32 protein-coding genes and 1 pseudogene are annotated in these 26,102 nt (G+C 57.6%); 17 read left to right on the top strand and 16 right to left on the bottom strand.

What is annotated here, in order from left to right:
- Positions 1 to 310: 310 nt before the first annotated feature.
- Together ACZ9IM_RS21195 and ACZ9IM_RS21190 are read right to left on the bottom strand one after the other, a co-directional pair.
- The gene (locus ACZ9IM_RS21195; RefSeq protein ID WP_476224890.1) at positions 311 to 937 is read right to left on the bottom strand and encodes a LysE family translocator; all 627 of its coding nucleotides are present in this window, start codon (positions 935 to 937) and stop codon (positions 311 to 313) included.
- 122 nt (positions 938 to 1,059) lie between these two features.
- A complete protein-coding gene (locus ACZ9IM_RS21190) occupies positions 1,060 to 1,962 on the bottom strand; it encodes a LysR family transcriptional regulator (protein WP_476224889.1) in 903 nt (300 codons plus the stop codon).
- A gap of 116 nt (positions 1,963 to 2,078) precedes the next feature.
- On the opposite strand from ACZ9IM_RS21190, the gene ACZ9IM_RS21185 reads away from it, so the two are divergent.
- The 6 genes from ACZ9IM_RS21185 to ACZ9IM_RS21160 all read left to right on the top strand — a co-directional run bounded on the left by ACZ9IM_RS21185 (position 2,079) and on the right by ACZ9IM_RS21160 (position 5,982).
- Positions 2,079 to 2,495, top strand: a complete 417-nt coding sequence (locus ACZ9IM_RS21185; RefSeq protein WP_008074035.1) for an ester cyclase — start codon at positions 2,079 to 2,081, stop codon at positions 2,493 to 2,495.
- A gap of 10 nt (positions 2,496 to 2,505) precedes the next feature.
- Positions 2,506 to 3,573 carry an SDR family oxidoreductase gene (locus ACZ9IM_RS21180; protein ID WP_476224888.1) on the top strand — a complete coding sequence of 356 codons (1,068 nt, stop codon included), beginning with the start codon at positions 2,506 to 2,508 and terminating at the stop codon, positions 3,571 to 3,573.
- Between the two features lie 89 nt (positions 3,574 to 3,662).
- Positions 3,663 to 4,208, top strand: a complete 546-nt coding sequence (locus ACZ9IM_RS21175) for a histidine phosphatase family protein (protein WP_427622815.1) — start codon at positions 3,663 to 3,665, stop codon at positions 4,206 to 4,208.
- 90 nt (positions 4,209 to 4,298) lie between these two features.
- Positions 4,299 to 4,619 (top strand): isochorismate lyase, encoded by a 321-nt coding sequence (locus ACZ9IM_RS21170; protein ID WP_063343151.1) that lies wholly within the window; start codon positions 4,299 to 4,301, stop codon positions 4,617 to 4,619.
- A gap of 48 nt (positions 4,620 to 4,667) precedes the next feature.
- Entirely contained in the window at positions 4,668 to 5,168 is a 501-nt protein-coding gene (locus tag ACZ9IM_RS21165) for a GNAT family N-acetyltransferase (protein WP_476224887.1), read from the top strand.
- Between the two features lie 259 nt (positions 5,169 to 5,427).
- On the top strand, positions 5,428 to 5,982 hold the full coding sequence (locus ACZ9IM_RS21160; protein WP_476224886.1) for a lipid-binding SYLF domain-containing protein: 555 nt from the start codon (positions 5,428 to 5,430) through the stop codon (positions 5,980 to 5,982).
- 101 nt (positions 5,983 to 6,083) lie between these two features.
- Here ACZ9IM_RS21160 and ACZ9IM_RS21155 read toward each other — a convergent pair whose 3' ends face one another.
- The 4 genes from ACZ9IM_RS21155 to ACZ9IM_RS21140 all read right to left on the bottom strand — a co-directional run bounded on the left by ACZ9IM_RS21155 (position 6,084) and on the right by ACZ9IM_RS21140 (position 9,355).
- Complete coding sequence (locus tag ACZ9IM_RS21155) at positions 6,084 to 6,680, bottom strand: LysE family translocator (RefSeq protein ID WP_427622818.1); 597 nt, start codon at positions 6,678 to 6,680, stop codon at positions 6,084 to 6,086.
- Between the two features lie 51 nt (positions 6,681 to 6,731).
- Complete coding sequence (locus ACZ9IM_RS21150) at positions 6,732 to 7,568, bottom strand: AraC family ligand binding domain-containing protein (RefSeq protein ID WP_476224885.1); 837 nt, start codon at positions 7,566 to 7,568, stop codon at positions 6,732 to 6,734.
- A 67-nt stretch (positions 7,569 to 7,635) separates the two neighbouring features.
- A complete protein-coding gene (locus ACZ9IM_RS21145; RefSeq protein WP_427622819.1) occupies positions 7,636 to 8,112 on the bottom strand; it encodes a VOC family protein in 477 nt (158 codons plus the stop codon).
- 313 nt (positions 8,113 to 8,425) lie between these two features.
- Positions 8,426 to 9,355 carry a LysR family transcriptional regulator gene (locus ACZ9IM_RS21140; RefSeq protein ID WP_476224884.1) on the bottom strand — a complete coding sequence of 310 codons (930 nt, stop codon included), beginning with the start codon at positions 9,353 to 9,355 and terminating at the stop codon, positions 8,426 to 8,428.
- 109 nt (positions 9,356 to 9,464) lie between these two features.
- Between ACZ9IM_RS21140 and ACZ9IM_RS21135 the strand changes: the two genes are divergently transcribed.
- The 4 genes from ACZ9IM_RS21135 to ACZ9IM_RS21120 all read left to right on the top strand — a co-directional run bounded on the left by ACZ9IM_RS21135 (position 9,465) and on the right by ACZ9IM_RS21120 (position 12,498).
- Entirely contained in the window at positions 9,465 to 10,550 is a 1,086-nt protein-coding gene (locus ACZ9IM_RS21135; protein ID WP_427622820.1) for a TauD/TfdA family dioxygenase, read from the top strand.
- Positions 10,551 to 10,554: 4 nt separating this feature from the next.
- The gene (locus tag ACZ9IM_RS21130; protein WP_427622821.1) at positions 10,555 to 11,313 is read left to right on the top strand and encodes a sulfite exporter TauE/SafE family protein; all 759 of its coding nucleotides are present in this window, start codon (positions 10,555 to 10,557) and stop codon (positions 11,311 to 11,313) included.
- Positions 11,314 to 11,329: 16 nt separating this feature from the next.
- Positions 11,330 to 11,809: a YbaK/prolyl-tRNA synthetase associated domain-containing protein gene (locus tag ACZ9IM_RS21125; RefSeq protein ID WP_008074055.1), complete on the top strand. Its 480-nt coding sequence runs from the start codon at positions 11,330 to 11,332 to the stop codon at positions 11,807 to 11,809.
- 209 nt (positions 11,810 to 12,018) lie between these two features.
- Positions 12,019 to 12,498 carry a phage infection protein gene (locus tag ACZ9IM_RS21120; protein ID WP_427622822.1) on the top strand — a complete coding sequence of 160 codons (480 nt, stop codon included), beginning with the start codon at positions 12,019 to 12,021 and terminating at the stop codon, positions 12,496 to 12,498.
- Between the two features lie 120 nt (positions 12,499 to 12,618).
- Here the strand turns inward: ACZ9IM_RS21120 and ACZ9IM_RS21115 are convergent.
- Positions 12,619 to 12,920, bottom strand: a pseudogene (locus ACZ9IM_RS21115) (arsenate reductase/protein-tyrosine-phosphatase family protein); the annotation flags it as partial.
- A gap of 113 nt (positions 12,921 to 13,033) precedes the next feature.
- Here ACZ9IM_RS21115 and ACZ9IM_RS21110 point away from each other — a divergent pair.
- Together ACZ9IM_RS21110 and ACZ9IM_RS21105 are read left to right on the top strand one after the other, a co-directional pair.
- Entirely contained in the window at positions 13,034 to 13,426 is a 393-nt protein-coding gene (locus ACZ9IM_RS21110) for a VOC family protein (RefSeq protein WP_427622823.1), read from the top strand.
- Positions 13,427 to 13,737: 311 nt separating this feature from the next.
- Positions 13,738 to 14,043: a panthothenate synthetase gene (locus ACZ9IM_RS21105; protein ID WP_476224883.1), complete on the top strand. Its 306-nt coding sequence runs from the start codon at positions 13,738 to 13,740 to the stop codon at positions 14,041 to 14,043.
- 169 nt (positions 14,044 to 14,212) lie between these two features.
- Here ACZ9IM_RS21105 and ACZ9IM_RS21100 read toward each other — a convergent pair whose 3' ends face one another.
- Positions 14,213 to 14,548: a hypothetical protein gene (locus ACZ9IM_RS21100; RefSeq protein ID WP_008008496.1), complete on the bottom strand. Its 336-nt coding sequence runs from the start codon at positions 14,546 to 14,548 to the stop codon at positions 14,213 to 14,215.
- Positions 14,549 to 14,679: 131 nt separating this feature from the next.
- Entirely contained in the window at positions 14,680 to 15,069 is a 390-nt protein-coding gene (locus tag ACZ9IM_RS21095) for a c-type cytochrome (protein ID WP_476224882.1), read from the bottom strand.
- A gap of 133 nt (positions 15,070 to 15,202) precedes the next feature.
- Between ACZ9IM_RS21095 and ACZ9IM_RS21090 the strand changes: the two genes are divergently transcribed.
- Positions 15,203 to 16,000, top strand: a complete 798-nt coding sequence (locus tag ACZ9IM_RS21090) for an alpha/beta fold hydrolase (RefSeq protein ID WP_476224881.1) — start codon at positions 15,203 to 15,205, stop codon at positions 15,998 to 16,000.
- Positions 16,001 to 16,015: 15 nt separating this feature from the next.
- Here ACZ9IM_RS21090 and yfcF read toward each other — a convergent pair whose 3' ends face one another.
- On the bottom strand, positions 16,016 to 16,648 hold the full coding sequence (yfcF, locus tag ACZ9IM_RS21085) for a glutathione transferase (protein ID WP_427622826.1): 633 nt from the start codon (positions 16,646 to 16,648) through the stop codon (positions 16,016 to 16,018).
- A gap of 241 nt (positions 16,649 to 16,889) precedes the next feature.
- Between yfcF and ACZ9IM_RS21080 the strand changes: the two genes are divergently transcribed.
- The 3 genes from ACZ9IM_RS21080 to ACZ9IM_RS21070 are packed head-to-tail and all read left to right on the top strand — an operon-like array spanning position 16,890 to position 18,556.
- Complete coding sequence (locus ACZ9IM_RS21080) at positions 16,890 to 17,462, top strand: thioesterase family protein (protein WP_008075105.1); 573 nt, start codon at positions 16,890 to 16,892, stop codon at positions 17,460 to 17,462.
- 57 nt (positions 17,463 to 17,519) lie between these two features.
- Complete coding sequence (locus ACZ9IM_RS21075; RefSeq protein ID WP_192342661.1) at positions 17,520 to 18,023, top strand: SLATT domain-containing protein; 504 nt, start codon at positions 17,520 to 17,522, stop codon at positions 18,021 to 18,023.
- 47 nt (positions 18,024 to 18,070) lie between these two features.
- Positions 18,071 to 18,556, top strand: a complete 486-nt coding sequence (locus tag ACZ9IM_RS21070) for an adenosine-specific kinase (RefSeq protein WP_476224880.1) — start codon at positions 18,071 to 18,073, stop codon at positions 18,554 to 18,556.
- Positions 18,557 to 18,757: 201 nt separating this feature from the next.
- Here ACZ9IM_RS21070 and ACZ9IM_RS21065 read toward each other — a convergent pair whose 3' ends face one another.
- The 3 genes from ACZ9IM_RS21065 to ACZ9IM_RS21055 form a co-directional block, all read right to left on the bottom strand.
- Positions 18,758 to 19,579, bottom strand: coding sequence for a MinD/ParA family protein (locus tag ACZ9IM_RS21065; protein ID WP_008008512.1), 822 nt, complete (start codon positions 19,577 to 19,579; stop codon positions 18,758 to 18,760).
- Between the two features lie 284 nt (positions 19,580 to 19,863).
- Entirely contained in the window at positions 19,864 to 20,250 is a 387-nt protein-coding gene (locus tag ACZ9IM_RS21060; protein WP_030130977.1) for a cupin domain-containing protein, read from the bottom strand.
- A 90-nt stretch (positions 20,251 to 20,340) separates the two neighbouring features.
- Entirely contained in the window at positions 20,341 to 21,153 is an 813-nt protein-coding gene (locus ACZ9IM_RS21055; RefSeq protein WP_476224879.1) for an AraC family transcriptional regulator, read from the bottom strand.
- Between the two features lie 252 nt (positions 21,154 to 21,405).
- Here ACZ9IM_RS21055 and ACZ9IM_RS21050 point away from each other — a divergent pair, with 252 nt between their 5' ends.
- Entirely contained in the window at positions 21,406 to 22,266 is an 861-nt protein-coding gene (locus ACZ9IM_RS21050) for a CAP domain-containing protein (RefSeq protein WP_427622830.1), read from the top strand.
- Positions 22,267 to 22,486: 220 nt separating this feature from the next.
- Here ACZ9IM_RS21050 and ACZ9IM_RS21045 read toward each other — a convergent pair whose 3' ends face one another.
- The 3 genes from ACZ9IM_RS21045 to ACZ9IM_RS21035 are packed head-to-tail and all read right to left on the bottom strand — an operon-like array spanning position 22,487 to position 26,014.
- Positions 22,487 to 23,719 (bottom strand): nucleoside permease, encoded by a 1,233-nt coding sequence (locus ACZ9IM_RS21045; protein WP_476224878.1) that lies wholly within the window; start codon positions 23,717 to 23,719, stop codon positions 22,487 to 22,489.
- A 55-nt stretch (positions 23,720 to 23,774) separates the two neighbouring features.
- Entirely contained in the window at positions 23,775 to 24,878 is a 1,104-nt protein-coding gene (locus tag ACZ9IM_RS21040; protein WP_476224877.1) for a sugar phosphate isomerase/epimerase family protein, read from the bottom strand.
- Positions 24,875 to 26,014: a Gfo/Idh/MocA family protein gene (locus ACZ9IM_RS21035; protein WP_476224901.1), complete on the bottom strand. Its 1,140-nt coding sequence runs from the start codon at positions 26,012 to 26,014 to the stop codon at positions 24,875 to 24,877. The genes ACZ9IM_RS21040 and ACZ9IM_RS21035 overlap by 4 nt, the downstream gene beginning before the upstream one ends.
- Positions 26,015 to 26,102 lie beyond the last annotated feature (88 nt).

The raw sequence follows: 26,102 nt of genomic DNA, 5'->3' as shown, positions 1-26,102 counted from the left end.
TGAATAGTAGCAATGCTGCAATCGGGTCAAAAAACGTAAGCGCCCCCCAGAAAATACGGCTGCCCAAGTAAGTGCCAGGCCCGTATCCGTAGTCCCAGAACAATCCATGCGAAACGTCTGCACGGATGTGATTAGCGGTTGCGATCAAAGGGCAGCATGCGAACAAGATTCTGACGGCGAATGACAATTTCGCGGCTATACAGAGCCATGATCTCAGCCCTGAAAGATAAGTCTTAAAGTCGTCAGCTTTCATAATCACCGGGGCTCAGCGAGGCTGAAATCTTAGCTCCGCGACGCCAATATACTGATCCTATTTTTGGCTGAGTGCCGCTATCGATACTCCCGAAGCAACGAAGGTGAGTCCTGCCCCTACGTTCAGGCCATTTACCAATCGTGGCCTCTGACGCAGAAATCGGGACAGTGCAGTGGCAAATACACCCATAAGTGCGAATCCCACTGCCGTCAGTGCGGCGAACCATATGCCGTATACCAGCATCTGCACGCTCACTGAGCCGCGTTGTGGGTCGACGAACTGAGGGATGAATGCAAGAACGAAAAACCCAGGCTTCGGATTGAGCGCTGCCGAGAGTAATCCCGTGAGGAAAATGCTCGGCAGTGATTGCCGAGTCGCTGGCTGGAAGCTAATCAGGCTACGAGAGTGTAGGACTTTTATGCCAAGCCAAAGTAGATAACCGGCGCCGATGAGCTTGACGACCCAGAAGGCAACTGCAGACGTCTGCATAAGCAAAGTCAATCCGAGTGAAGCGGTTGCCACATGAAAGAGAATTCCCGCCCCGGATGCCATGCCCGATACGATAGCGGCTATCCTGCCCTGACTGAGTCCTCGGCCTACGGCCAGCAGATTGTCCGGGCCTGGTGCGAGTACCAATAGCAAGCACGCGGCAGTATAGGTAAGCCAGATATTGATCGGAAACACGGCATTCTCCTTAAGCTTCACCGAGGCATCCATCCTCACGTAGCGCCAGACTGTGCCCCTACCAGATTGCAAAGTCAAAGCCACTGAATTTTAGAAGATGTATTTGCCCTTATTCACCCATTTCAGGGCGCCTCCCCCAATGGGTAATCTTCGACACATTCTATGGAAATGGCTTCCAGCAGCACCTGCTCCAGAATGACAAAAAAACACTTGATGTGAGCCTGCTTCAACGCCTGCGGCCGGGTCACCAGATAGACCTCCATATCTGGAAGCTGGATATCCGGGAACAACCCGATCAGGTCCTTCGCCAGAATACAGGGCAGCACTGCCACGCCCATACCTCGCCTCACCGATTCGAGCTGAGCCGCGAACGAGTTCACGCTGATCTGCGTGTGTTCCAGACCCGCGGCCTTTGCCACACACATTTGCGGCAACATATCCAGCGGAGGAAGCAAGGCAATATTGACCGCAGTGGTCGGAGTCACTCCTGGAAACCGCTTCAGATAACTTGCATCGGCGAAGACACCGTAAGCGAGCTTGCCCAAGGGGCGATAAATCAGCGACGGCTCGCCCAGATGAGCTGTGCGTACGGCAATGTCTGCGGCGCCGCGGACGATCTTGTGAAAGTCGGCTGTTATCAGCAACTCCACCGAGCATCGCGGGTGCGCGCAGGTGAAGCGACTCGCTGCCTCCAGCACGCAAGACGAGAACCCCTCCCCTGCACTGACCACGACTGTGCCAGATAACTCTGTGTGTGGCTCGGACATGCCCGTAACGGTTTGACGCCTCAAGCCCGCTTCCGCAGCCAGGGCAACGTCCACGAGGGATTGGCCTCGCGGGGTTAACCAGCATCCTTCAACGCCCCGCTCCACGAGTGGTTCGCCCAGTGCCCTTTCAAGTTGGGTCAGCCGTCGCGACACAGTAGACGCAGCGATCCCCAGCAATTGGCCGGCCTGAAGAAAGCTGCCACGTCGCGAGACTGCCAACAGCAGGCGAAGATCGTCCCAGTTTGCTTGCAAAGCCATGCTTCATATCTTCCCTGATTTGCAAATGTGCAAAGCCATTATGCAGCAGTCGCTGTTTTTCGGCAGAGGCGTCAACGGTATATCTACACGTCCTCGAAACGAATGGAACGGACTGTATGACTACTGGCCCTAACGACTTTGCGGAACGCGCCGCCAGCGCCTTCAATCGCCGTGATGTGGAAGCGATGCTTACGCTGGTTTGCGAAGACTTCATCTACTTCGATGGGATGGGGATGCAAACCGGTCGCGAATCCATGCGCAAACGAGAAATCGCATTACTCGAAGCCTTCCCTGATGCCCAGCTGACCTTCAGCCCATTTGCCGTCAGTGACGATCGTTTGGCACTGACCGCCTTCCTGACCGGCACCTTCACCGCACCATTAGTGCTGCCGGACCGGGTGATTCCACCCCATGGCCGCCATATTGCCGTGTACTACGCCGCACACTTCACCTTCAAAGACGGGCTGGCCATCCGTGAAGAGGCCTTCTTCGACAGTGCGGTGTTGATGTCATTTTTTAGCCGATCAGCGTGAGGGTTGACCTATGCATAGCACATTCGTCACTGGCGCGACCGGCCTGTTGGGCAACAACCTGGTGCGAGAACTGATCGCTCGTGGTTGCGCGGTCAAAGCCCTGGTTCGTTCAAGAGCCAAAGGTGAACAGCAGTTCAAGCATTTGCAGGGTGTGGAACTGGTCGTTGGCGACATGGCCGATGTCGACGCGTTCGCAGCGTCGCTGCAAGGCTGCGATACGGTGTTTCATACCGCCGCGTTCTTTCGCGATAACTACAAGGGCGGCAGCCACTGGAAGGAACTCGAAAAGATTAACGTGGAGGGTACGCGGCGCCTGCTTGCCCAGGCCTACAACGCCGGTATCCGACGTTTCATCCATACCTCTTCCATCGCCGTGCTCGACGGCGCACCCGGCACGTCAATCGATGAAACTTGCCTGCGGGCCGACGCCGACGCGGATGACTACTACCGCAGCAAGATCCTCGCCGACCGTGTCGTCTTGTCGTTCCTGGAACGCCATCCCGAGATGCATGCCTGCATGGTCCTGCCTGGCTGGATGTGGGGCCCTGCCGATATTGGCCCGACCTCCTCCGGACAGTTGGTTAACGACGTCGTGCGTGGCAAATTGCCCGGACTGATCCCCGGCAGTTTCTCCGTTGTCGATGCCCGCGATGTGGCAATGGCGCAGATTGCCGCAGCCAGACTTGGACGGCGTGGTGAGCGCTATCTCGCGGCGGGCCGGCATATGACCATGCGTGAGCTGGTGCCTGTTCTGGGACGCATAGCTGGCGTCAAGACACCCGCTCGACAACTACCACTGCCCTTTCTATACACCTTGGCGGCGGTGCAGGAGATTTATGCGCGTGTCACCGGCAAGCCCATTCTGCTGAGCATGGCCACACTGCGCCTGTTGGTACGAGAGAAGGACCGCACCTGTTTCAACCACAGCAAGAGTGAACAAGAGCTTGGTCTGAGTTTCCGGGCGCTGGAGCTGACACTCGGTGACACCGTGGCGTGGTACCGCGATCACGGTTGGTTTGAAAATCGCAGTGCGCCTCCGTCGCCGGAAAAACGCACATCCGTCATGGTCGACGACTGACTTTCGCAGATAAGATGACCGTCGGATTCCACATTCACCGCATACCAGGACAAGGACGTAAACATACTGTGAGCAGGAAAATAATCCTGATGCGTCACGGCCAGCCAAAATTGGTCGCAACCAACAAAATGTCAGCGCTCGATATGAAAGACTGGATCGAACACTACAACCGGTCCGAAATCACCAGCCAACCCGTCCCGGATGCCAGCATGCAGCTCGCCGCAACCGCCACGGTGATTGTCTCAAGCAACTCGCCTCGTGCGCTGACTTCCGTCCAGGCTCTTGGCCTGAAGCCCGGCCTCGTCGACGCGCTTTTCTGTGAAGCGCAACTGCCTTATGGTCACTGGAAACTGCCACGGCTATCGCCGTTTACCTGGGCATTTATCCTTCGAGTCTTATGGTTGTGCGGTTACTCACGCAGCGTCGAATCCGTCGCCACTGCGAAGATGCGCGCCAGCACGGCAGCTCAACGACTTCAGTCCCTTGCTGCCAGCGAAGGACCGGTTCTACTGCTCGGTCATGGCTTTATGAATCGAATGATCGCCAAACAACTGGTGGCAGATGGATGGACTCGGCAAAAACGTAACGGCAGCCAGTATTGGAGTGCGACGGTGTATCAATATGGCGGTGTTTGAGAGGTGCCTCACGACTGCTACGCGTCGCGGTAATCCACCAATATCCCTTCCGAAGTCCCACGATCTTTTTCAGAAAATGGAGTCACTTACATGGAAGTCATCAATCAATTACAACCCGCAGAATGTGAAGGCATGGAGGACATCCGACGCGAAATCGATGCCCTTGATCACGCCGTTATCAAGCTGTTGGGCAAGCGTTTTCAGTACGTGCTGGCTGCCTCGAAGTTCAAGACCTCGGCGACTTCGGTGCGTGCTCCGGAGCGTTTCAAGGCGATGCTGGCGACACGTCGCGAGTGGGCCGAGACCGAGGGCTTGAGCCCGGATGCCATCGAGAAGATGTACAGCGACCTGGTGAACCACTTCATTGCCGAAGAGATGAAACACTGGGCGGCTCATCAATCCGAAAACTGATCCATTGCGCAACGACCAAGCAGTTCTACCAGAAAGGGAAGCGACCTTATGAAACCCGTCAGAATTCGTACCCTCCAAAGTACTGATGCTGAGGCGTTGCTGACATTTGAATTGGACAATCGCGAGTGGTTCGAGCGTTTCATTGACGCGCGCGATGCTGCTTTTTACACGGTGCAGGGCGTCACTGACCACATTGCGGCTTATTTATCTGGTTTTACCGCCGGAACCTGGCACCCATTTGTCCTCGAAGATATTGACGGAAAAATAGTTGGGCGAGCGAACCTGAAAGGCATCGATATGTCCGAGCGGTCGGCAGAAGTTGGCTATCGGATTGCTCAAAGCGCTTGCGGGCGGGGACTGGCAACGCTGGCGGTGAGGCATCTGATTCAGGAGGCGCAGTTACATTGGAACCTTAAACAACTGGTTGCCAACGTCTACGCTGGAAATATGGGTTCGGCAAAAGTACTCGAACGGTGTGGCTTTTTGATCGAACCTCTATCCCGGCAAGAAACGACAGAGCATGAATATCGGTTTGATCTTTCGATTTAGATGATTGAAAAACGGGCGCCTTGTCAGGTGTCCGTTTTTTTTACAGTTGATCATCGCAGTTTCTGACGACGAACCCGGCTGATACACAGAGGTCAAAGCAGGTGATGACGTCGCCAATGATCGAAGGCCTCATTCAAGGGCGAAGTCAGTAGCTCACATATTTTAGGGTGCGCCGGATAGTTTCAGCAGGCTCGGATTGTTCCGAGGGGCAAGTGCTGACTGCTGCTCATATCCAATGCTCCCGTATCGGAGTACTAACATGACTCAGTCAATGCGGTTCTTCCTATCGATCGTCCTTGCGACACTGGCATCGGCCAGCTTCTTGAACACTGCTAGTGCGGCAACTGCCGAGGATCTGGATGTCGACTCTCGGCAAGCGTTGCAAACTCTGTACAAGTCCTCGCCATTTGCTGAAAGCATTTCGCACAACGCCAAAGCGATTCTTGTCTTTCCGAAAATCATCAAGGCGGGCCTTGTGTTCGGCGGCAGCTATGGCGAAGGCGTATTGTTGAAGGACAAGAAAGTAGAGAATTATTACAACTCCGTAACCGGGTCCTGGGGGCTGCAAGCAGGCGCCCAGTCGTATGGCTATGCGGTTTTCCTGATGACCGACAAAGCCGTGGACTACATACGCAAATCCAAGGGTTGGGAAGTCGGCGTAGGACCCACCGTTGTAATGGTTGATGAAGGGGTCGCGAAGAATCTGTCCAGCACGACCGTGAAGGACGATGCCTACGCGTTCATTTTCGACCAGCAGGGGCTGATGGCCGGGATCAGCATCGAAGGAACCAAGATTTCGCTGATCAAGCGCTAACACCGGTCGTTTGGCGCAGGGATGCGCCAATCCATAAATGCGCCCGCTTGAAGCCATGCGGGGTCCAGTAGCTGATTCAAGCGACCGGCCCAGCCAACGACCTACACCAGCACGGTTAACCAGGCCGATACCAGCAGCAAACAAGCCAGTGCAGTGTTCATACGTTTGAATGCTTGCGGCGAACCAAAAGCCCGGGCACTGCCCACGCCGAGCAACGCCCACAGGGTCATGCAGGGCACGGAGACCAACAAAAATATCAGCGACAACACCATCAGCCGCAGGGTCTTGTCACCGCCACCGACAAATACGCTCACTACCGCCACCGCCATCATCCAGACCTTGGGGTTGACCAATTGCAGGGTGGCGGCACCGAACACGCTGACACCTTCGTCGCGCGAGGTGGTCAGGTCCATGGACGGCGGCGCGCTTTGAAAGATCTGCCAGGCGAGCCAACTCAACCAGAGCACCCCGGCCCACGCCATTGCCTGCTGCACACGCGCAAACCGCAGCAGCGTTTCGCCCACGCCGAGCCCGACCGCAAACACAATCAGCGCCGCCGCCCCGCAGGCAGCAAAAATGATGGGCAGTGTGGCCCCCAGCCCCCGCCGCGAACTGTGGCTCAACACCAGAATATTGGTCGGCCCCGGGGTAATCGAGGCAACGAACGCAAACAGCAGGAAAGGCAGCAACGATTCCATGGCATGGACTCCTTGATCAGATAGGAATCCATGGTCGCGGATCAGCGAAATTCAGTCAGGAAGGTTTGAGCAGCGCTTGCGGTAATCCGCGGGTGTGAGCTGGTAGGCACGGCGGAACCAGCGCCCCATATGACTTTGATCGGCGAACCCGAGGGCACTGGCCACCTGCGCCGGCGACTCGCCCCGCGCCAGCAGCTGTCGCGCCTTGGCCAGGCGCAGCTGGATCAAATAAGCATGAGGCGCCAGCCCAAAGGCTGCCTTGAAAGCCCGCGTCAGGCGAAAGCGATCGACACCACAGGCTTTGGCCAGATCATCCAGCCCAATGTCGTCATAAACATGGGCATGCAAATAGTCACGCGCCACCTGGGCCACCCACGGCAGGCGCGGATCAAAAGCCTGACGTTTGCGCCAATCAAGGTGGCCAGTGAGCGCCCCCAACAAGGTGTCGATGGCGCTCTGGCGCACAATGCGCAAATCGCCCTCATGGAGCGCGTGGAAGGCTTGAAAAATGGCAGTGGCCAGGCGCGGATCCTGGCTCAGGGTGTCGGCAAAACCCGGCTGACTGTTGGCCGGCGCATGCTCGAACAACGCGTGCAACTCCCGCTCCAGCCAATGCGGATCGAGGTAGAGCATGGAATAGGTAAACCCCTCCTCGGTCGGCGCGTGCCCATCGTGGATTTCCCCCGGCTCCAGCATGAATACCTTGCCCGGCGTACTGAGGTGGCGAACGCGCCGGCAATTGAACTGCTGCACGCCCTGCTCGGTGACCCCCACCAGAAAACTGTCATGCCAATGCGGATCGTAGGCATGCCCCTGAAAATGAGCACGAATTGATTCAATCCCGGTATCGGCGTCCTGGGACAGCTCAATCCAGTTGCGTCTATCCACGGAAGGCTCCATTGGTTCAGCGTTTATCTGTGCGGACGACTAAATTACCGCGCAATGGAAATGACGTTTAGAAGATTTGTGCAGGCTCCTCGGCAAATGCATCCTTAATGAATGCCTCCAGCTCTTTCTCTTCAAGCAGCTCAATAGAAAAATGCCCAAAGCGTTTCGGTAACCAAATTATGCGTGTCCCGCTTGGCGATTGCAGATTATCGCGGGACAGTGGTTTTCCGTTCTCATTTTCCGGCTGGACTCCTGCATCGATCAATTCGTCGTACGCTGCCTCAATGTCTGGTGTGGAATAGCAGTGACGATAGATCGTGCCTTCGCCGTTGGAGTCCATCAGCGCCTTGAGATTTCCGGTAAACGGTTGCACTAACATAAGGCGCTCCGTTCCAAACATGACGATCGCATAGCGCACATGCAAACCGTCGCGTTGCCAATCAAGTGTCTTTGAAATCCTGGCGCTGAAGACTCGGGCGTAATACCCGCACGCTTCTTCAAGGTCTTCGACGAGAACATCCACGTGGCTGAACTTTAATTTCAATGGCCTCACCCTTTTCAGACATACGATTCGTTTGCTGTCAGTCCGGGTATTCTGATTCGCTAACCTTTGCGATAGCTACTGATGTCTGCATTCGGTCGATTCTGTTGGAAGAGTCGGTCCTTCCGGACTGCTCGCATACTGAAACAGCCTTTTTGCGCGCAGCTACGCGAAATCTGAGCCCGGAATCCTCTACTCAAAGTAAAGATTTCAATCTCAAGCGTGTACTTTTCTGCCATGGAAACCATGGCCGACTTTTTCAACAGAGTCGGCCAAAAACGGCCATTCAGTTCAAGGTGCCTTGCAGTCCAGCCGCCTAAAGTGTCCCCGCATGCTTTCGACCAAGGCTGTCGCCAAAACCACGGATCACTTCCAACAACGACTTCACCCGCAGCGGCAGATTCCCGGCCGGGTACACCGCGTGCATCTGCGGGCTTTCACCGCCGCTGGAGGTAAGTTTGTACTCGGGACAGACCCGCAGCAGGCGCCCCGCTTCCACTTCGGGCTCCGCCATCCAGTCCGCCAGTCGGGCGATGCCGAGGCCCGCCAGGGCAGCCTGGAACACCGCCGAACCGGAGTTGAAGCGAAACTTGGGATCAGCCCGAAAGCTGATGGCTTGCGCCTCACTGCGAAAATTCCATTCCTTGAGAATCCGCGGTGCCGTGTGCAGGATCAGCGAGTGCGCCTCCAGCGCTTCGATAGAGTCGGGCGTCCCGCGCCGCTCCAGGTACCCGGGGCTGGCGTACAGGTAACGTGAATAACTCCAGAGTGGATAGCCGATCAGGTCACTGGATTGCGGATACCCGCCACGAATCGAGAAATCCAGTTTGCTCTTGGCCGGGTCGATGGTTTCATCGGTGAAAATCCCATCGACGTTCACGTCTGGATAACGCTCGCTGTACTGCGCGATCAACCGGGGCAATACCCCGTGTCCGAGAAACTCGGGGGCGGAAAAGCGGACCCAGCCGTAGGCCTGGCCGCTGATGCCGGCCAGGTCTTCATCCGCCTCACGTTGCAGATCCAGCATTTTGTAGGCGTGGGGCAACAAGCGTTCACCCGCCTCGGTCAAGCTCACGGCATTGGAGGAGCGATTGAACAACTTGACCCCAACACTTTCCTCCAGGGCTTGAACGGCGCGGGTCAGCGCGCTGGGGGAGCGCCCCAGAGTACGTGCCGCCGCGATGAAACTGCGCTTGCGAGCCACCGTCGCGAAGGCTTCCAGTTCCCCCAACATATCCAATGCCATGCGCCACCTCGTTGCACTTTTCACAACGTGGTATTGCAACACATTAAAATCCCTTCCGTTAACCTTCCTGCTCAACCCACAAGGATGGGGCAAACAGGAGCAGAAGGACGTGTCGAAGCTGGATGAAGTAGTCGGGAAATCCGCCGCCCGTATCGGTGAAGAAATTCATGGGTGGCTGGGAAAAAAATCAGCGACTCCGACCCGACAAGAGATACCGCAAATTCATGTGTCGTTCGAAGAACAGCGCACACTTCAAGCCGGCCTGGCATCGCTGGCCGTGACCGACAGCGCCTCGGGCATCCGCCACATGCCGGCCTTGGGGCAGTTGCTGGAGAGTGTCCTGTACGCCGAGAAAATCCAGCAGTTGCGCAACTTTCCCCAAGCCCGTGCAGTGGCGATGATCGTCAGGGGGCTGCCGCTGGACCCGCAGCTGCCCGCCACGCCCTACGACTTGGAACCAGGTATCGAGAACCTGTCGGTTCTGGCCGGGGCGATCCTGTCCGTTCTGCAAACCCTGCAAACCCGTCCGCTGGCGTACGAGGGTGAAAGCGACGACACGGTGTTCCGCCACGTATCACCCAAGCACAAGCGAGAGACCGAAAAGAGTTCCTATGGCTCGCGCGCGGATCTGGACATGCATGTCGACAACCCTCACCTGCCCTTGACCTGCGAACCCGTGTCGCAGTTGTCGGCTTGTCCGGAGTACCTGACTCTGACCGGCCTGCGATGCGAGCTCGACGTGCCGACGCGCATCATCGCCATTGACGAGGTGCTGGCCATGCTGCCGGCCTCCGTCGAAGAAGAATTGTCACGACCGAACTTCTCCATTCGCCGACCGGCCTCCTTCGGCAAGCAGGGTAATGTGTTGGAAAACGTCCCCCTGCTGTACAGAAACGCAACCGGTGGACTGTATTGCCGCTACAACAAGGCGAGTGTCGAAGCAACCTGCGCCAATGCGCAGTTTGCCCTGCAACTGTTCTCCGCCGCCGCCAATCATCCCGATGTCGTGCACCACATACTGCTGCAACCGGGGGACATGCTGATCTTCAAGAACCAGCAAACCCTGCACGCCCGGGACGGTTTTACCCCCCGCTACGACGGCCGGGATCGCTGGATGCTGCGCGTCTTCGGGGTCAACGACCCGGCACGCGTGATGCCGCTGGACCCTCACCAACCCTACATAGTCAGAGCCTGATTTCATGGTCGATATTGTCATCCTTTGCGTGTTCGCCTTCGCCGCTGGCCTGATCGATGCGGCGGTGGGCGGCGGCGGACTGATCCAGATACCTGCGCTATTCAACGTGCTGCCCTCGGCACAACCGGCGGCGCTGCTGGGCACCAACAAGGTCGCGGCAGCCTGCGGCACCGCATTCGCGGCCAGGTCCTTCGTGCGCAAGGTGGTGATCGACTGGGGTCTGGTGGTTCCCGCCGCCTGTGCGGCCTTTGTCATGGCCTTCTTCGGAGCGGCCACGGTGTCGTTCGTACCCCAGTCGATGATCCGGCCGGCGGTGCTGGTGTTGATCGTGCTGATGGCGATCTACACCTTCTGGAAAAAGGACTTCGGCGCCCTGCACAAGCCCATGCACATCGGTACCAAGGAGAAACTGCTGGCGATCGTCATCGGCGGTGCCATCGGCTTCTACGACGGACTGTTCGGTCCCGGCACTGGCAGCTTCCTGATCTTCCTGTTTATCCGCTGCTTCGCCTTCGACTTCCTGCATGCCTCGGCGTCGGCCAAGCTGGTGAACATCGCGACCAACGTAGCGGCGCTGATATTCTTCATCCCGACGGGTAATGTGCTCTACCTGATCGCAATCCCCATGGCGGCATTCAACATCCTGGGCGCGCTGACCGGCACCTGGCTGGCGGTTCATAAAGGCGTGCCTTTTGTCCGGGCTCTGTTCCTGGTGTTGCTGGTGATTCTGATCAGCAAACTGTCCTACGACCTGTTCCTGTAAACCTGAGGAAAATCACATGCATCCCATGTTCGATCGCCTAGTGGCGCTACTCGATGCCCGCGCAGCCTCTTACCGGGTATTGATGCACGATGCCGAGGGCCAGTCGGCGCGGGTCGCCGAAATCCGTGGCACCGAGCCCGGCCAAGGCGCGAAGGCCATGCTCTGCTCGCTCAAGGGTCAGGCCGAACCGTATGCTCTGGTGATTCTGCCGGGAGACCAGAAGCTCGACATGAAGAAGGTCGGTGCGGCCCTCGGCGGGAAAAAAGCCGAACTGGTGAAGGCCGAAACCGCCATGGAACTGACCGGATGCCGGATCGGCGCCATCCCTCCTTTCGTCTTCGATGAGCGGATTCAATTGATCGTCGATCCGGCCCTGACCACCGGCTACAGCGAAATCGCCTTCAATGCTGGTCGGCTGGATGCGTCGATGGTGCTCGATACGCAGGATTATCTGGCGATTGCCAAGCCTCGGTTGCTGGATATCAGCCAGGCCTGAGCACACCGCTACCGCGTGGGGAGAATGCCGCTCAAGCAAGGGGGCGCTCATGGCGCCGGCGTGCCTCGGTGTGGACGCGCCATTTGCCCACTACGTTTCAACCATTGCTGGCATCGATAGTCACCATCACGTCAATGAAGTTCTCATAAAAAATCCTCGGCGTAACATCCGCTCCATACCCAACCAATAACACCCCGGAGCACACCATCATGAAACGCCAAATCATCCTCAGTATCGCTTTCTCGGTTTTTGCAGTTAACGCTTTTGCCGCGTCTTCTACTCACCCGGTTGTCGCTGAAGGCGGCTCGGATCGTCTGATCGAAAGTCGCATCGCTGAAGGTGGTTCGGATCGTCTGATCGAGAATCGCGTTGCTGAAGGTGGTTCGGACCGTCTGATCGAGAATCGCGTTGCTGAAGGTGGTTCGGACCGTCTGATCGAGAACCGCGTCGCTGAAGGTGGTTCGGATCGTCTGATCGAGAATCGCGTTGCTGAGGGTGGCTCGGATCGTCTGATCGAGAATCGCGTCGCTGAAGGTGGTTCGGATCGTCTGATCGAGAATCGCGTTGCTGAAGGTGGTTCGGATCGTTTGATCGAGAATCGCGTGGCTGAAGGTGGTTCGGATCGCCTGATCGAGAACCGCGTCGCTGAAGGTGGTTCGGATCGCCTGATTCAGAATCGTGCGGCATGAATGAGTGGCTTTATCGCAACACTCAACCAAAAAACCCGGCCTCATCAGCCGGGTTTTTTCATGCGTTTTTAGTGCTCGACGGGATCATTAAAGATGGTCAGCGCTGGTACTCGAGCATCTCTACCGGGTCTTCACAGTGATGAACATTTTGATGCGATCATGGATCTCCTGAATGGCATGACGGAACGGATCATGTTTTCACTGGTGACGGGGTCCTCGAAATTCCACACGATCACTTCTCCGGCGCTGGGCATCCGCGAAGCCTCTTCGGAGGACTTGTCACACAGCGTAATCACATAATGGAACGGCTGCCCCTCAAACTCATCGATGGCTTTACTGCGTAACCCCGTGGTGTCGATGCCTACGTGATCGAGTGACTCCAGCGTGCGAGCGTCAACCTCACTGGCCACAAGACCGGCGGTTCGATGACATCATGATGACACCCTCTAACCTTTTCGAAAGAACAGACACCGGGCTAACCTGCCTGGGTAACCGTGATTTGCCACTCAATAAACACGACAAGGAATGCCCGCTTATGAAATTTGGCTACATGATCATCTACGTCCCGGACGTTGTTGCCTCACTCCAGTTCTTTTCGTCAGCCTTCGGGCTTGGCGTTCGCTTCCTCCATGAATCCAACACCTACGGCGAACTCGAAACAGGGGAAACCGCGCTGGCATTCGCCGCCGATGAACTGGCCGCGATGAACTTCAGCACGGGACATGTCTCGGCACACTCGTCCGCCAAACCACTTGGAATCGAAGTAGGCCTGGTGACCGAGGACGTTCCGGCGGCGCATGCCAGAGCGTTGAAGGCGGGAGCCAGCGAAATTTCCGCACCAAGCGCCAAGCCTTGGGGACAAATCGTCTCCTACGTTCGATGCCCTGACGGAACGTTGGTAGAACTCTGCACACCGCTACAGCAATAATCGGGGATCGGTGAGTCGGCATCGCCTCTATAGGCGATGCTGGCGAGTCCCTCTTTGAACGTCCAAAGCCGCGCTGCATAAAGCTGCCTTCATCACAGAACTGCATGACTTCAGCCAACAAGCCCTGCCCCTTCGCCTCGCCACTGAATCATCAAGAACGACCGTCCGTAACTCTGCCCCGGCAGCCTCGAACCCTTCGCTATTCTTAACCACACACCACCGCTGGCACGGCTGAACGCCCGGCTTGCGGCATCATCGTCAGGAGTAAGGATCCGGGTAAGGAGCACGCCACCTCAACAGAGTATCGAATAATGAAAATGCTACTGATGGTCGAGTTTCCCCATGAGCCTTTCAACGTGCTTGTCAGGTCGGGGAAGGTCGGCGAAGTCATGAACCGCGTTCTGGAAACCATTAAGCCGGAGGCGGCTTATTTCACTGAGCAGGATGGAATGCGAAGTGGGATTTTTCTGATCGATGTAGAAGACCCTTCCGAAATTCCCGGCTATGCGGAACCCTTCTTTCTCAACTTCCAGGCCAACTGCAAATTCCGAGTGGTCATGAGCCCGCTGGAACTGCAAAACGCCGGTCTGGAGGAGCTCGGTAAAGCCTGGGCGTGAGGTGCGATCAATGAGTGAGAAACCTGTGGCGAGGGAGCTTGCTCCCGCTTGAGTGCGTAGCACTCACAAAAATCGGCAATTGTGTCGGTTTTTTGGGGCCGCTACGCAGCCCAGCGCGAGCAAGCTCGCTCGCCACAAGCGTGCTCGCCACAAAGGCAGAGCCTGTCGCTTACTGAACGGTTTTCAGCTTGACCACATCACCGGATATTGTGGTGGTGTAACCGGTCAGAACCCAAGCCCAGAACCAGTTTTCCTGCACCTGGGTATTGATCATCGCGTCGCCGCCCTTGGCCTTGATCGCGGCATTCTGAGCACGGATGAAACGGTTGTTCTGCTGGATCGGAATGACGCCGAACAGCAGGAGGCCAGTGGCGGTCGCTTCACTGTGGCCGACAACGGTGTATTGGTTGCTGTCGTACTGCTGAGTCTTCATCGGGGTGCCGGTGCAACCCGCCAGAACCAGACCGAACAGGGCTACGGCAACTACTTTGCTGAGGTAATTCACTGAGTCACTCCATTAGAAATACCCGGGATCCGTCTCTCGGGCGGCACATACTTTAACGGATGAAGTGGCTCATTGATATCACCCGTACAGGCTTTATGCAGCACTGCAAGAACAGGTTGATGAGGCACAGATTATTGCGGCTGAAATGTCTGAAGGTAGGCCAGCAGATTTTCGATCTTCTCCGGATCGCTGAGGCCCCAGAAAATCATCCGGGTTCCGGGGACTACTTCTTTTGGCGCTTCGATGTAGGCGGTAAGTGTTTCGCGAGTCCAGATGAGGCCTGATGATTTCATCGCGGTTGAGTACTGGTAGTCCGTCGTGCTTCCCGCAGGACGCCCGAAAATGGCATTGAGTTGCGGACCAAAAGAACCCCGTGCCGAAGTCCCTACTTGATGACAGCCGCCGCAGATACGGTTAAACAGTTTCTGACCGGCTTCAGCATCCCCCGCCGCTTCGGCTTGCATGCTGAATAACCCGGTATTGAGCATCAAGGCGAAGGTAAGGACGGCGACGTTTTTCATGTGGTGCTCCAAATCAGGTGTCGATGACAGCAAAAACGGGCGGCTATTTCATCATGACTGGCTGCTACACCGAAGCCTTGAAGTTAATCTATAACCCTCTTCGTCCCTTTAACGTCGTTGCAGGAGAGCCAGAATGAAACCCGTCGAACCCTTTTATCGGGACGCTGGCGCAGGCCCGGGCGTTGTCTGCTTTCACGCCAATGCGAGTCACTCGGTGCAATGGCGTGGACTGCAAGATCACCTGGCCGCAAAGTTTCGTGTTCTGGCGCTCGATTCGTTTGGCGCCGGCAAGAGCCCGGCGTGGCCCACCGATCGAATCATCACCCTCAGTGAAGAAGCGCGTTTCGCCGAGCCGGTGCTCGCCCGCGCCGGCGAACCGCTCATTCTGGTCGGTCACTCTTATGGTGGGGCGGTGGCGTTGATTACGGCGTTGCAGAACCCTGGCCGGGTGCGCGCCATGGCTTTGTATGAGCCGACATTGTTTGCCCTGCTCGACGCCGAATCGCCCCCACCCAATGAGGCGGATGCCATTCGTGAAGTCGTCGCAAACGCCGGGCTGGCACTTGAGGCGGGTAACCTGGACGCAGCGGCCCAGCACTTCATTGACTACTGGATGGGTGCCGGGGCCTGGGAGCAAACCCCGGAACAACGCAAGCCTTCCATCGCCGCCGCGGTGGCCAATGTGCAGGGCTGGGCTCACGCCTTGTTGAACGAGCCGACGCCATTGCAGGCGTTCCGTTCGCTCAACCTGCCGGTGCTTTTCATGGTCGGCAAGGATTCGCCGGCATCCTCACGGGCAGTGGCGCGGCTACTGACCGGCACACTGCCGAACGTTGAAGTGGTAGAACTCGAGGGGCTCGGTCATATGGGGCCGATTACGCATCCCGAAATCGTCAATCAGGTCATCGTGCAATTTGTTGAGCGCAATTGACCTGATTTCACACCATTACAGCGCAGGACGCTGCAGTTTGACCCACTCCTGCACCGCAGGCCGCTGCCATTGACGCTGCGCGTATTCCACCAGTGCGGATGGCACGGCGTCGCCGTTGAGTATCAGCCGGTTGAGCATCAAGGCCAGGTCCACATCGGCGATCGACCATTGCCCGAACAGGTACTCGCGGCCGTCAGCCAGTAGCGCTTGTGCAGCACCGATCAGTTTGCGCGCGGCCGACTCGGCAGCGGGCGACAAGGGCGCTGATTTAAGGCCATAAAACACCACCAGTGTGGAGCGCTCCTGCCGGATGGGCAGCAGATCACTGCGCAGCCACGCCTGGACTTGTCGTGCCTTCGCGCGTTGCATCAGCTCTTGCGGGTAAACCGGCTTCTGAGGAAAAACGTCTTCCAGGTATTCAGTGATCGCCGACGATTCAGACAAGGCAAAATCGCCATGCACCAGCGTCGGTACGCGCTGGGTCAGCGAGAGGTTGGCATAGTCTTGTGTCTGGTTTTCAAACGCGTCGAGGTCCAGCGGGCTCAGTTCGAATTCGATGCCCTTTTCGCGAAGTGCCACGAAAACCGACATGGCATAGGGGCTGGTGAATTGAGCATCAACGTACAGGCGCAGGCGGGAGTCATTCACGGGGTCATCTCCATATGGTGAGCAGACACGCTACGAGATCCAATGCCATAAAGAAAATGCATGATTTTTATGGGGGCATTCCTGAGCGGAATATCTGGTTGGCGGGCACCCGCTGAAATGACTGCCTCAGCGCATGAATGATCCAATTGCGCTTTTCACATGAAAAAAGTCATTTGTGCACCTATCTCGCTCGCATTCCCCACCCTAAAGTGCACCTATCTACTCAACCCTCGGCATCCTTATGAATCTCTGGTTTCGACTGTTCCTGATGCTGTTTCGTCGCCCATGGCGCAAGCCGGTTGATGGACTGGCCACTACCGTCATCCGCATGCGCGTCTGGCCGCTCGATCTTGACCTCAACCGGCACGTCACCAATGGCCGTTATTTCACTATGGCCGACATAGGCCGCATGGACTTCGTCCTGCGCAGCGGTGCCTACCGCGTAGCCCTGCGTCACAGGGCGGTGCCGATCGTTGGGGATACCTGGGGCAAGTTTCGGAGGGAGCTGAAGCTGTTCGAATCGTTTGAGATTCATACCCGCATACTCGGCTGGGACGATAAGTGGAGCTTTATGGAACACCGCTTCGTGAGCAAAGGACGGGTAGTTGGCGTCGTCATCATGCGGGGCCTGTTCCGCGCGGCCAAAGGCACGGTCGCACCTGCCGAGTTTGTCCGGGAGCTGGGATTGGCTGAACAGTCACCCGAGATGTCGCCGTGGCTGACAACCTGGTCGCAAAGCTGCGACGATATGAGCCGCCAACTCCGAGAGGAAGAAGGCCTGGCGCCTCAGCTTCATCCTGTCTCCGAACCCTAACAGGCGGCCAAATAGAAGCTAATATTCCTCTGAATCCCCCTGCCAAGGACTGCAACCATGAGCCGGCTCGAGCTACTGACCAAATGGAATCGCATGATTGTTCGGTTGCAGATTGAACACGAAATCAGTGCCCGGGATTTCGAGAAGTTCAGCTGGAAACTGGGCATTCCCTGCGTGGTGCTGTCGGCGATCGTCAGCGCCAGCGTCTTCGGCTCGATCAGTGATTCCTCGCCCGTGTGGCTCCAATACGTAGCCGGTGTCCTGTCACTCCTGACCCTGGTGTTGAGTTCGGTTCAGACCTTCCTGAACTTTGACACCCGGGCTGCCGGGCACAAAGACACCGCCGAGAAACTCGGGGCGATATCGCGTGAGATTCAGGACGAAATCGCCAGTGGCAAGGACGAGGCTATCCTGGGCCCAATCGTTTTTGACATCCGCAAGCGCATTGATTCGATTCTGCTTGATGCGCCGACCTTGCCCAAGTCGACGATAAGGAGACTGGGGGATGTTCGCGTCTACACAGAGCCACCGCCAGCGGGGCAAGACACCGTCCCGGCTTGATCAACGGCCAGACTTGGCCCGCAGCATCGTGAAAGGAGGCGTTTGCAATGCAACTCATCACGTTGAAAATCGACAAGCCAGAAGCGACGAACTTCATTTTGGGCCAGACGCATTTCATCAAGTCCATCGAGGATATTCATGAAGCGTTGGTCAACGCCGTGCCAGGTATCCAGTTTGGCGTGGCCTTTTGTGAAGCCTCTGGCAAATGCCTGGTGCGATGGTCCGGCACCGATACCGCCATGATCGAACTTGCGCAGAAAAACGCTCAAGCCATTGCCGCGGGCCATAGCTTCATCATTTTCCTGGGCGACGGTTTCTATCCGCTGAACGTGTTGAACACCGTCAAAATGGTGCCAGAGGTGTGCCGTATTTTTTGTGCAACGGCCAATCCCACCGAAGTGATTGTTGCTGAGACGGAACAGGGGCGAGCGATTCTGGGCGTGGTGGATGGCTTTTGTGCCAAAGACATTGAAGGCGATGAAGACATTCTGTGGCGCAAGAATCTGTTGCGGCAGATCGGCTACAAGTTGTGATTTGAGTCTGGTTTTGAGTCAGTGAGAAACCTGTGGCGAGGGAGCTTGCTCCCGCTTGAGTGCGTAGCACTCACAAAAATCGGCAATAGTTGTCAGATTTTTTGGGGCCGCGGCGCAGCCCAACGCGAGCAAGCTCGCTCGCCACAAAGGCAGGTATGACTGATGAGCGCTTAAGTGAACAACGTTACAAGGCCTTGAGACTCACCTGCCCGAATTCTGCACAAGTTGCTCAACGAAAAACTCCACATGCCCTCTCGGATGAGTCGGCAACGGCCAGGTGTCGACGTTGTGAGCCAGGGCCTGGAAGGCTTGAGCGCATTTGGAACGGGGAAAGGCTTCAAGCACTGCACGCCCCTTCTGCACGGCTTTGTGCGCACATTCATCGTTGGGTATCGCGCCGACGTATTGCAGCGAGACATCGAGGAACATGTCGGTAATCTTTTCCAGCTTGGCAAACAGATTGCGGCCTTCCGACGGACTGCCCGTCATGTTGACCAACACCCGAAAACGGTGCAGACCGTAGTTCAGGTTGAGCAGCTTGATCAGCCCGTAGGCGCCGCTGATCGAGGTGGGTTCATCGCACACGACCACCATCACTTCCTGCGCCGCGCGGATGAAGTTGACCACTGAGCCACCAATACCGGCGGCCGTATCGATCACCAGCACATCCAGCTTATCGCCAATGTCGCTAAAGGACTGGATCAGCGCACGGTATTGCGCAGGCTCCAGATGAATCATGCTCTGCAAGCCCGAAGAGGCCGGGGCAACACGAATGCCTCCAGGCCCAGGCAACAGCGCCTCGGACAGCTCGCAACGCCCTTCAATGACATCAGCCAGTGTGTAGCGCGGGGTCAGCCCCAACAGAATATCGATATTCGCCAGGCCCAGATCAGCGTCGAGCAATACGACGCGTCGCCCCATTTTGGCCAGCGCCAGCGACAGGTTAACCGCCACCGTTGTCTTGCCCACGCCACCTTTACCGCCAGTTACCGCGATAACTTGCACGCAATGCACATCATCCATTTTGCCTTCCCTTCCCTGCGCATTGTGTGCCAGTACGTAATGGCACCATCCTGATGCCGGAAGAATAGCTGAAAAGCGCAAAATTGCTGCTTTGTCTCCCGACGAGAGGCACATCGCCACATACCATCGACCCTTTTCAACGAAAACGCCGCTAATGGGTTGATTCAGAGGATGACACTGCGCTCCTGAACGATCGCTGGCAGATGTACCGATAGAGGCGGCTGAACTGGCACCAGGCTCTCAGGCGCCCTGCTCACCCAGAGATGAAGAAACTACCAAGACGTCTAAATCCAGACGTCATTGATTGCGGTTCTTTCTCCCTCCTGATCACCGGTATTCAGCACGCCACGCGGCTCGATCAGTAACATTTTCACCTCTCGCTCGGCGTAAGGCTTGTGTTCGACGCCCTTGGGGACAACGTACATTTCTCCCTGCCTGACCACGACGGCCCCCTCTCGAAGATCAATGCGAAGCTCGCCTTCAAGGACGATGAAGGTTTCATCGGTATCGGCATGGGAATGCCAGACAAAATCGCCTTCGATTTTCACCACCTTGAACTGGTAGTCGTTCATTTCGGCAATGACCTTGGGCGCCCATTGCTCGCTGAACAAAGCAAATTTTTCGGCAAAGTTAATCGCGGTGCAGGTTGTCACGCCGGGTTGGGAATGCATTTGAGTCGCCTTCACTAGACAAGTTATCGAGGTCTGACTTTAGGAGAGGACCAGCACTGCGTATTGCATGATTGTGCAAGTCGAGCCCCCTTAAACAAGGCCCAGCCTTTTCATCCATCGACCGGGTGAGACGCCATACGTCTGGACGAACTGACGCGTCATGTGGCTTTGATCGAAAAAGCCTGCGCAGACGGCCGCCTCCGCCATCGAGTAGCCGCCGAACATCAGTGCTCTTGCCAGATCGAGACGTCGTTGAGTCATGTATCGATAGGGGCTAGTACCGTACAGCGCACGAAAATCACGGCTCAGGCTCCAGCGGTCTCGACCACTGGCCTGCGCTAACTCCTCCAGGGTAATGACTCGATCCAGCGACTCATGAATCAGCGCACGCGCGCGTTCGGCCGCTGCGAAATCAAACGACTTACGCCGCCCGCGTTGCCCCGAGTTCACATCCAACGCCTGCGCGAGATCGTAAATGGCATCGTCTTCTTCCAGGGGCTCGATGCAAGCGTCGAGGTTTTGCAGTAGCACCTGGGTCGCGGCATAAAGCCGTGGGTCGCTAGATATACCACCCTCGATGAAGGGCAAGGGCTTGCCGCCTAATACTTGCTGAATCAAAGCAGGTTCGATGTAGATCATCCGATAATGAAAACCCGCTTCGGTGCCGGCTTCACCGTCATGCACCTCGTCCGGATGCAAAACGATGGTTTTCCCGGGCAGGCTGTGACGCTTGGTGTTGCGGTACTGGAAGCTTTGAACACCCGACAGCGTTCGTCCGATGGCGTACGTATCGTGGCGATGCGGCGTAAACCCATGGCCGCAAAAAAAGGCTTCGATGCGCTCGATCTTCAACGGCTGAGCCGAGCGCTTTACCCAATCCTTGTCACCCCTGGCTTTCGTCATGTCCCTGTACCACCTGAATGATGTCAGTACGGTACCAGCCCGCGTGTCCGATGTCCCCGCAGGGCTGACCCGTGCATGCCTGAATCGGCCCCCACGGCGGCGGTGCCAAATTTGTCTCTTCCCCTCGTGAACCAGTCTTCAGACCCGCAGTCTTAGCCGTGCCGTAAAAGAAGCTCACCCAACGAAGCGCTCCTACGGTCATTGCTCGTTCCTCTCCCCCTATCGTCGTCATCTCATCAGAGCTGTCCGTTCATGCGCCCAACCGTCCGCCGCTGTCGCTTTATCTCTCTGTGCCTGATGCCTTTGCTCCCGCTACTCGCCAGCCCCGCCCATGCCAGTGGTGAACGGCAACTGGTGGAGGTCATCAATGACTACCGCGCCGATCCCGATCGCTGCGCGGGGCGTACGGTCAAGCCGTTACGGCCGCTGTCGCTGAAATCGAACCTGGCCTTGCCGGTCGGTTATGGCGGCGGTTTGCGAAGTGCCTTGAAGGCCAACGGCTATCAAGCGGTGACGGTGCGCACCATTCGCGTAGTCGGCGCGCAAGATGCCGATGAGGCGTTTGACATGCTTGAGAGCGACTATTGCGGGGCGCTGCTCGATACTCAGTTCGCCGACATCGGCGTCACGCGCTCCCGTAGCGAATGGCAGGTGGTACTGGCGCAACCGGTGCTCGACGGACGTGCCGGTGATTCGCGAGCAGCGGGCAAGGCGTTGCTGGCCGAGGTCAATGCGGCACGGGCCAGGCCGCGCATGTGCGGCCGCCAACGCTTCGCCGCCGCACGGCCACTGTCCTGGAGTCCCGCTTTGGGCGCCGCCGCGCAAGGCCACAGCAAGGCAATGGCCTACGGCAATTACTTCGCCCACCGCGATCCTGACGGTGATATGCCATTGGATCGGGCCAAAGCCGCCGGCTATCGAGGCCGGCAGATCGGCGAAAACATCGCCGCCGGGCAAAGCTCACCGAACAAAGCGATGGCCAGCTGGCTGGCCAGCCCCGGGCACTGCGCCAACCTGATGAACCCGATGTTTACCCAGGTCGGCGCAGCCTATGCCGCCGATTCGCGCAGCGATAAAGGTGTTTATTGGACGATGTTGTTTGGTGCGCCTTGAATCAGGCGCGTTCCATCACCCCAAAAATGCCAATCGGTTAATCGCAAGCCCACTCCCACAAATGGATTGGCGACGTACACAAATTTTGCGAACGACACCGACCACTGTGGGAGCGGGCTTGCTCGCGAAGGCGGCGGCACAGTCAACATCGATGTCGCCTGACCCACCGCCATCGCGGGCAAGCCCGCTCCCACAGGTTCCGCCGGTATTCGGGCATGATTCAAATACTCGACGGCGCTGCCACGCTTTGCCGTCCTTTGAAGGCCAGCGAAAAACACAAAAATATCGCCAACGCAAACCCTGCCGGGAACAGCCAGATGCTTTTCCAGTCATGGCTGTCAGCCGACGCATAGTGATCGGTGACCGCCCCGGCCACCCAAAAGCCAATCAGCATGCCCAAGCCGTACGTCGCGAGCGTGATCAAGCCTTGCGCGGAGCTTCTGAAACGCTCCGAGGCTTTGGCATCGGTGTAGATCTGCCCCGAAACAAAGAAGAAGTCGTAGCAGATGCCGTGCAAGGCGATGCCGGTGAACAACATGAAAGCGAGGTCCCCGTTGTTGCCGTAGGCGAACAACAGGTAGCGCAACGCCCACGCCAGCATTCCCACCAGCAGCGCGATCTTGATGCCGAAACGCTGGATGAACAGCGGCAGGAGCAACATGAACAGCACTTCCGAGACTTGCCCGATCGCCATCTTGGCGGTTGGATTGGTCACGCCGATTTCCGCCAGAAACGGGTTGGCATTCTGGTAATAAAACGCCAATGGAATACAGATCAGAATAGAGGCGATGAAGAACACCAGGTAACTGCGGTCCTTCAACAAACCCAAGGCGTCCAGCCCCAGCATTTGCTTTAAGCCGACACTGCCCGGCTCAGGTTTGAGTGGCGCGGTACGCGGCAGGCTGAAGCTGTAAATTCCGAGCACGAATGAGGCAATGGCCGACATCAGAAACGTGTTGCGCAAGCCACCGGATGAGATCGCTTGTTGCGAATCCCAGGCAAACACGAAGCTGATCACCACGCCCGCCACAATCCAGCCGATGGTGCCCCACACTCTGATCCGCGAGAACTCCAGGGCCGGGTCGCGCATCTGCCGGAACGCAACTGAATTCACCAATGCCAGCGTCGGCATGTAGATCATCATGTAGGCCAGCACGAACGGGTAAAACCCACTGAAGTCAGGCGCTCGATAGAGTTGCAACAGCAGCACCGCGCCGATCAGATGCAACACCGCAAGAATGCGCTCGGCATTGAAGTAGCGGTCGGCAATCAAACCGATCACAAACGGCGCGATGATCGCCCCCCAGGACTGCGTCGAGAACGCCATGCCGATCTGCCCGCCGCTGGCCCCCAGGTTACTGGAGAGGAAGGTGCCGAGGGTCACGAACCATCCGCCCCAGATAAAGAACTGCAAGAACATCATTACGCTTAATCGCGCACTCATCATGGTCATATCAGTCACCGCCTTATTGTTTTTCTTTTTTGGGAGAGAGGGGCAAACACGGTTTTCAGGCGTCGGGCAAACCCAATAGCCGTCGATTGAAATGCTCGTCGGACGCCACGCTGGCGAAATCGTCAAACGCCTTTCGGGTTTTGCTGATCATGTGCTGCCGGATGAAGGCCGCTCCTTCTGCGGCGCCCTGCTGCGAATCCTTCAGGCAACACTCCCATTCCAGAACCGCCCAGCCGGCAAAGTCGTACTGAGTCAATTTGCTGAAAATCGATTTGAAATCGATCTGCCCATCGCCCAAGGAACGGAAGCGGCCAGGCCGATCGACCCAACCTTGATAACCGCCGTAGACACCCGAACGGGCGTCGGGCCGAAACTCGGCGTCCTTGACGTGGAACATGCGGATGCGCTCGTGGTAGCGATCGATGAAGCCCAGATAGTCCATTTGCTGAAGCAGCAGGTGGCTCGGGTCGTAGAGGATCGCGGCGCGCGGATGGTGATCGACGGCCTCAAGGAAACGCTCGAACGAGGCGCCGTCGTGCAGGTCTTCGCCGGGATGGATCTCGTAGCAGAGGTCGACTCCGGCCTCTTCAAAACAATCGAGGATCGGCAACCAGCGCTTGGCGAGCTCGGCAAAACCCTGCTCGACCAGACCGCTCGGCCGTTGCGGCCACGGGTAGACGTAGGGCCACAGCAGCGCCCCGGAAAACGTCGCGTGCGCCTTCAACCCCAAGCGCTGGCTGGCGCGCGCGGCGAGCTTCAACTGATCGATGGCCCACTCGGTGCGGGCCTGAGGCTGGCCGCGCACATGCGCGGGGGCAAAGTCATCGAACAACGTATCGAACGCCGGATGCACCGCCACCAGTTGGCCCTGCAGATGCGTCGACAGTTCGCTGATTTCGACACCAGCCTGGGCGCAGACGGCTTTCAACTCATCACAGTAATCCTGACTGTCGGCGGCGCGCGCCAGGTCGATATATTGCGTGCCCAGGGTCGGCAATTGAATGGCCTTGTAACCCTGCGCCGCGGCCCACTGGGCAATGTTTGCGAGCGTGTCGAAGGGCGCTTCGGCGGACATGAACTGCGCGAGGAAAATACCCGGGCCGCGCAGGCCTGCCGGTGTTGGGGAGGTGTGGTTCACGGGAAGGCTCTCTGGATTCATGGGTTGCAGACCAGTTCGGTCCACTTCGCGTCGCCGCGATGATTGGCGACCACCGCCTCGATGAACGCCATGCCGCGCAACCCGACGTCGATGCCCGGCACGCCGGGGGCATCGTTGCCTTCGACCTTGCTGCGGATCGCGGAGGCAAAATCACCATAGAGATTGGCCATGGCCTCGAGATAACCTTCGGGATGCCCGGCGGGCAAACGCATGCGCTGGCTGGCGGCCTCGCACAACCAGGGCTGGCCGACACCGGAACGAAGGATGCTCAACGGTTGATCAAGGGAGCGATGGATCAGGCTCGCGGGCTCTTCCTGACGCCACTCCAGCCCGCCCTTGTCGCCATAGACGCGGATCTTCAACGGGTTCTCTTCGCCGGCGCAGACCTGGCTGGCGATCAACACCCCGCTGGCCCCGGCGGCCATCTTGAACAGCATCGCCGCGTCATCGTCCAGTTGCCGCCCGGCGATGTGCGAACCCAAGGTTGCGCACACCTGTTCGATGGGTTGGTCCGCGACGAATTCGGCCAGTGAAAAGGCATGGGTGCCGATGTCGCCAATGCAGCCGCCCAACCCGGACTGCTCGGGCTGATCGCGCCAACTCGCCTGCTTGTTGCCCTGCCCGGCCACATCCCGGCTCAGCCAGCCTTGCGGGTACTCGACGATGACCTTGCGCACAGCGCCGATCACGCCGCTACGCACCATCTTGCGCGCCTGCCAGACCATCGGGTAACCCAGATACGTGTGGGCCAGTCCATAGAGGCGGTCGCTGCTCTTCACCACCGCCTTGAGCGCCAGCAGTTCGGACAGATTCAGTGCCGCGGGCTTTTCGCTGAACACATGAAAACCCGCATTCAGTGCCTGGCTGGCGATCGGCGCGTGCAAGTGATTGGGCGTGACGATGACCAACAGCTCCATGCGCTGGTCGGCAGGCAGTGCGCGCTCGCTATCGAGCATCTGCTGCCAGTCGCTGTAGCAGCGTGAGGCGGACAACCCCAGCGCGGCGCCGGTGTCCTGATTGTTGCGGGCGTCTCGGCTGAATGCACCGCACACCAGTTCAAAACGACCATCGAGGCCGGCGGCCTGGCGGTGGGCTTTGCCGATGAAGGCACCCTCGCCGCCCCCGACAAACCCCATTCTTATTTTTGCCGTTGCAACACTCATCGCGAATTTTCTCTTGTTCGGGGCGGATTAACGCTTCGGGTTTGACTATGATGTAACCGGT

The sequence above is a fragment of the Pseudomonas sp. TE12508 genome (assembly GCF_056279485.1).
This window is presented reverse-complemented; position numbering and strand designations above follow the sequence as displayed.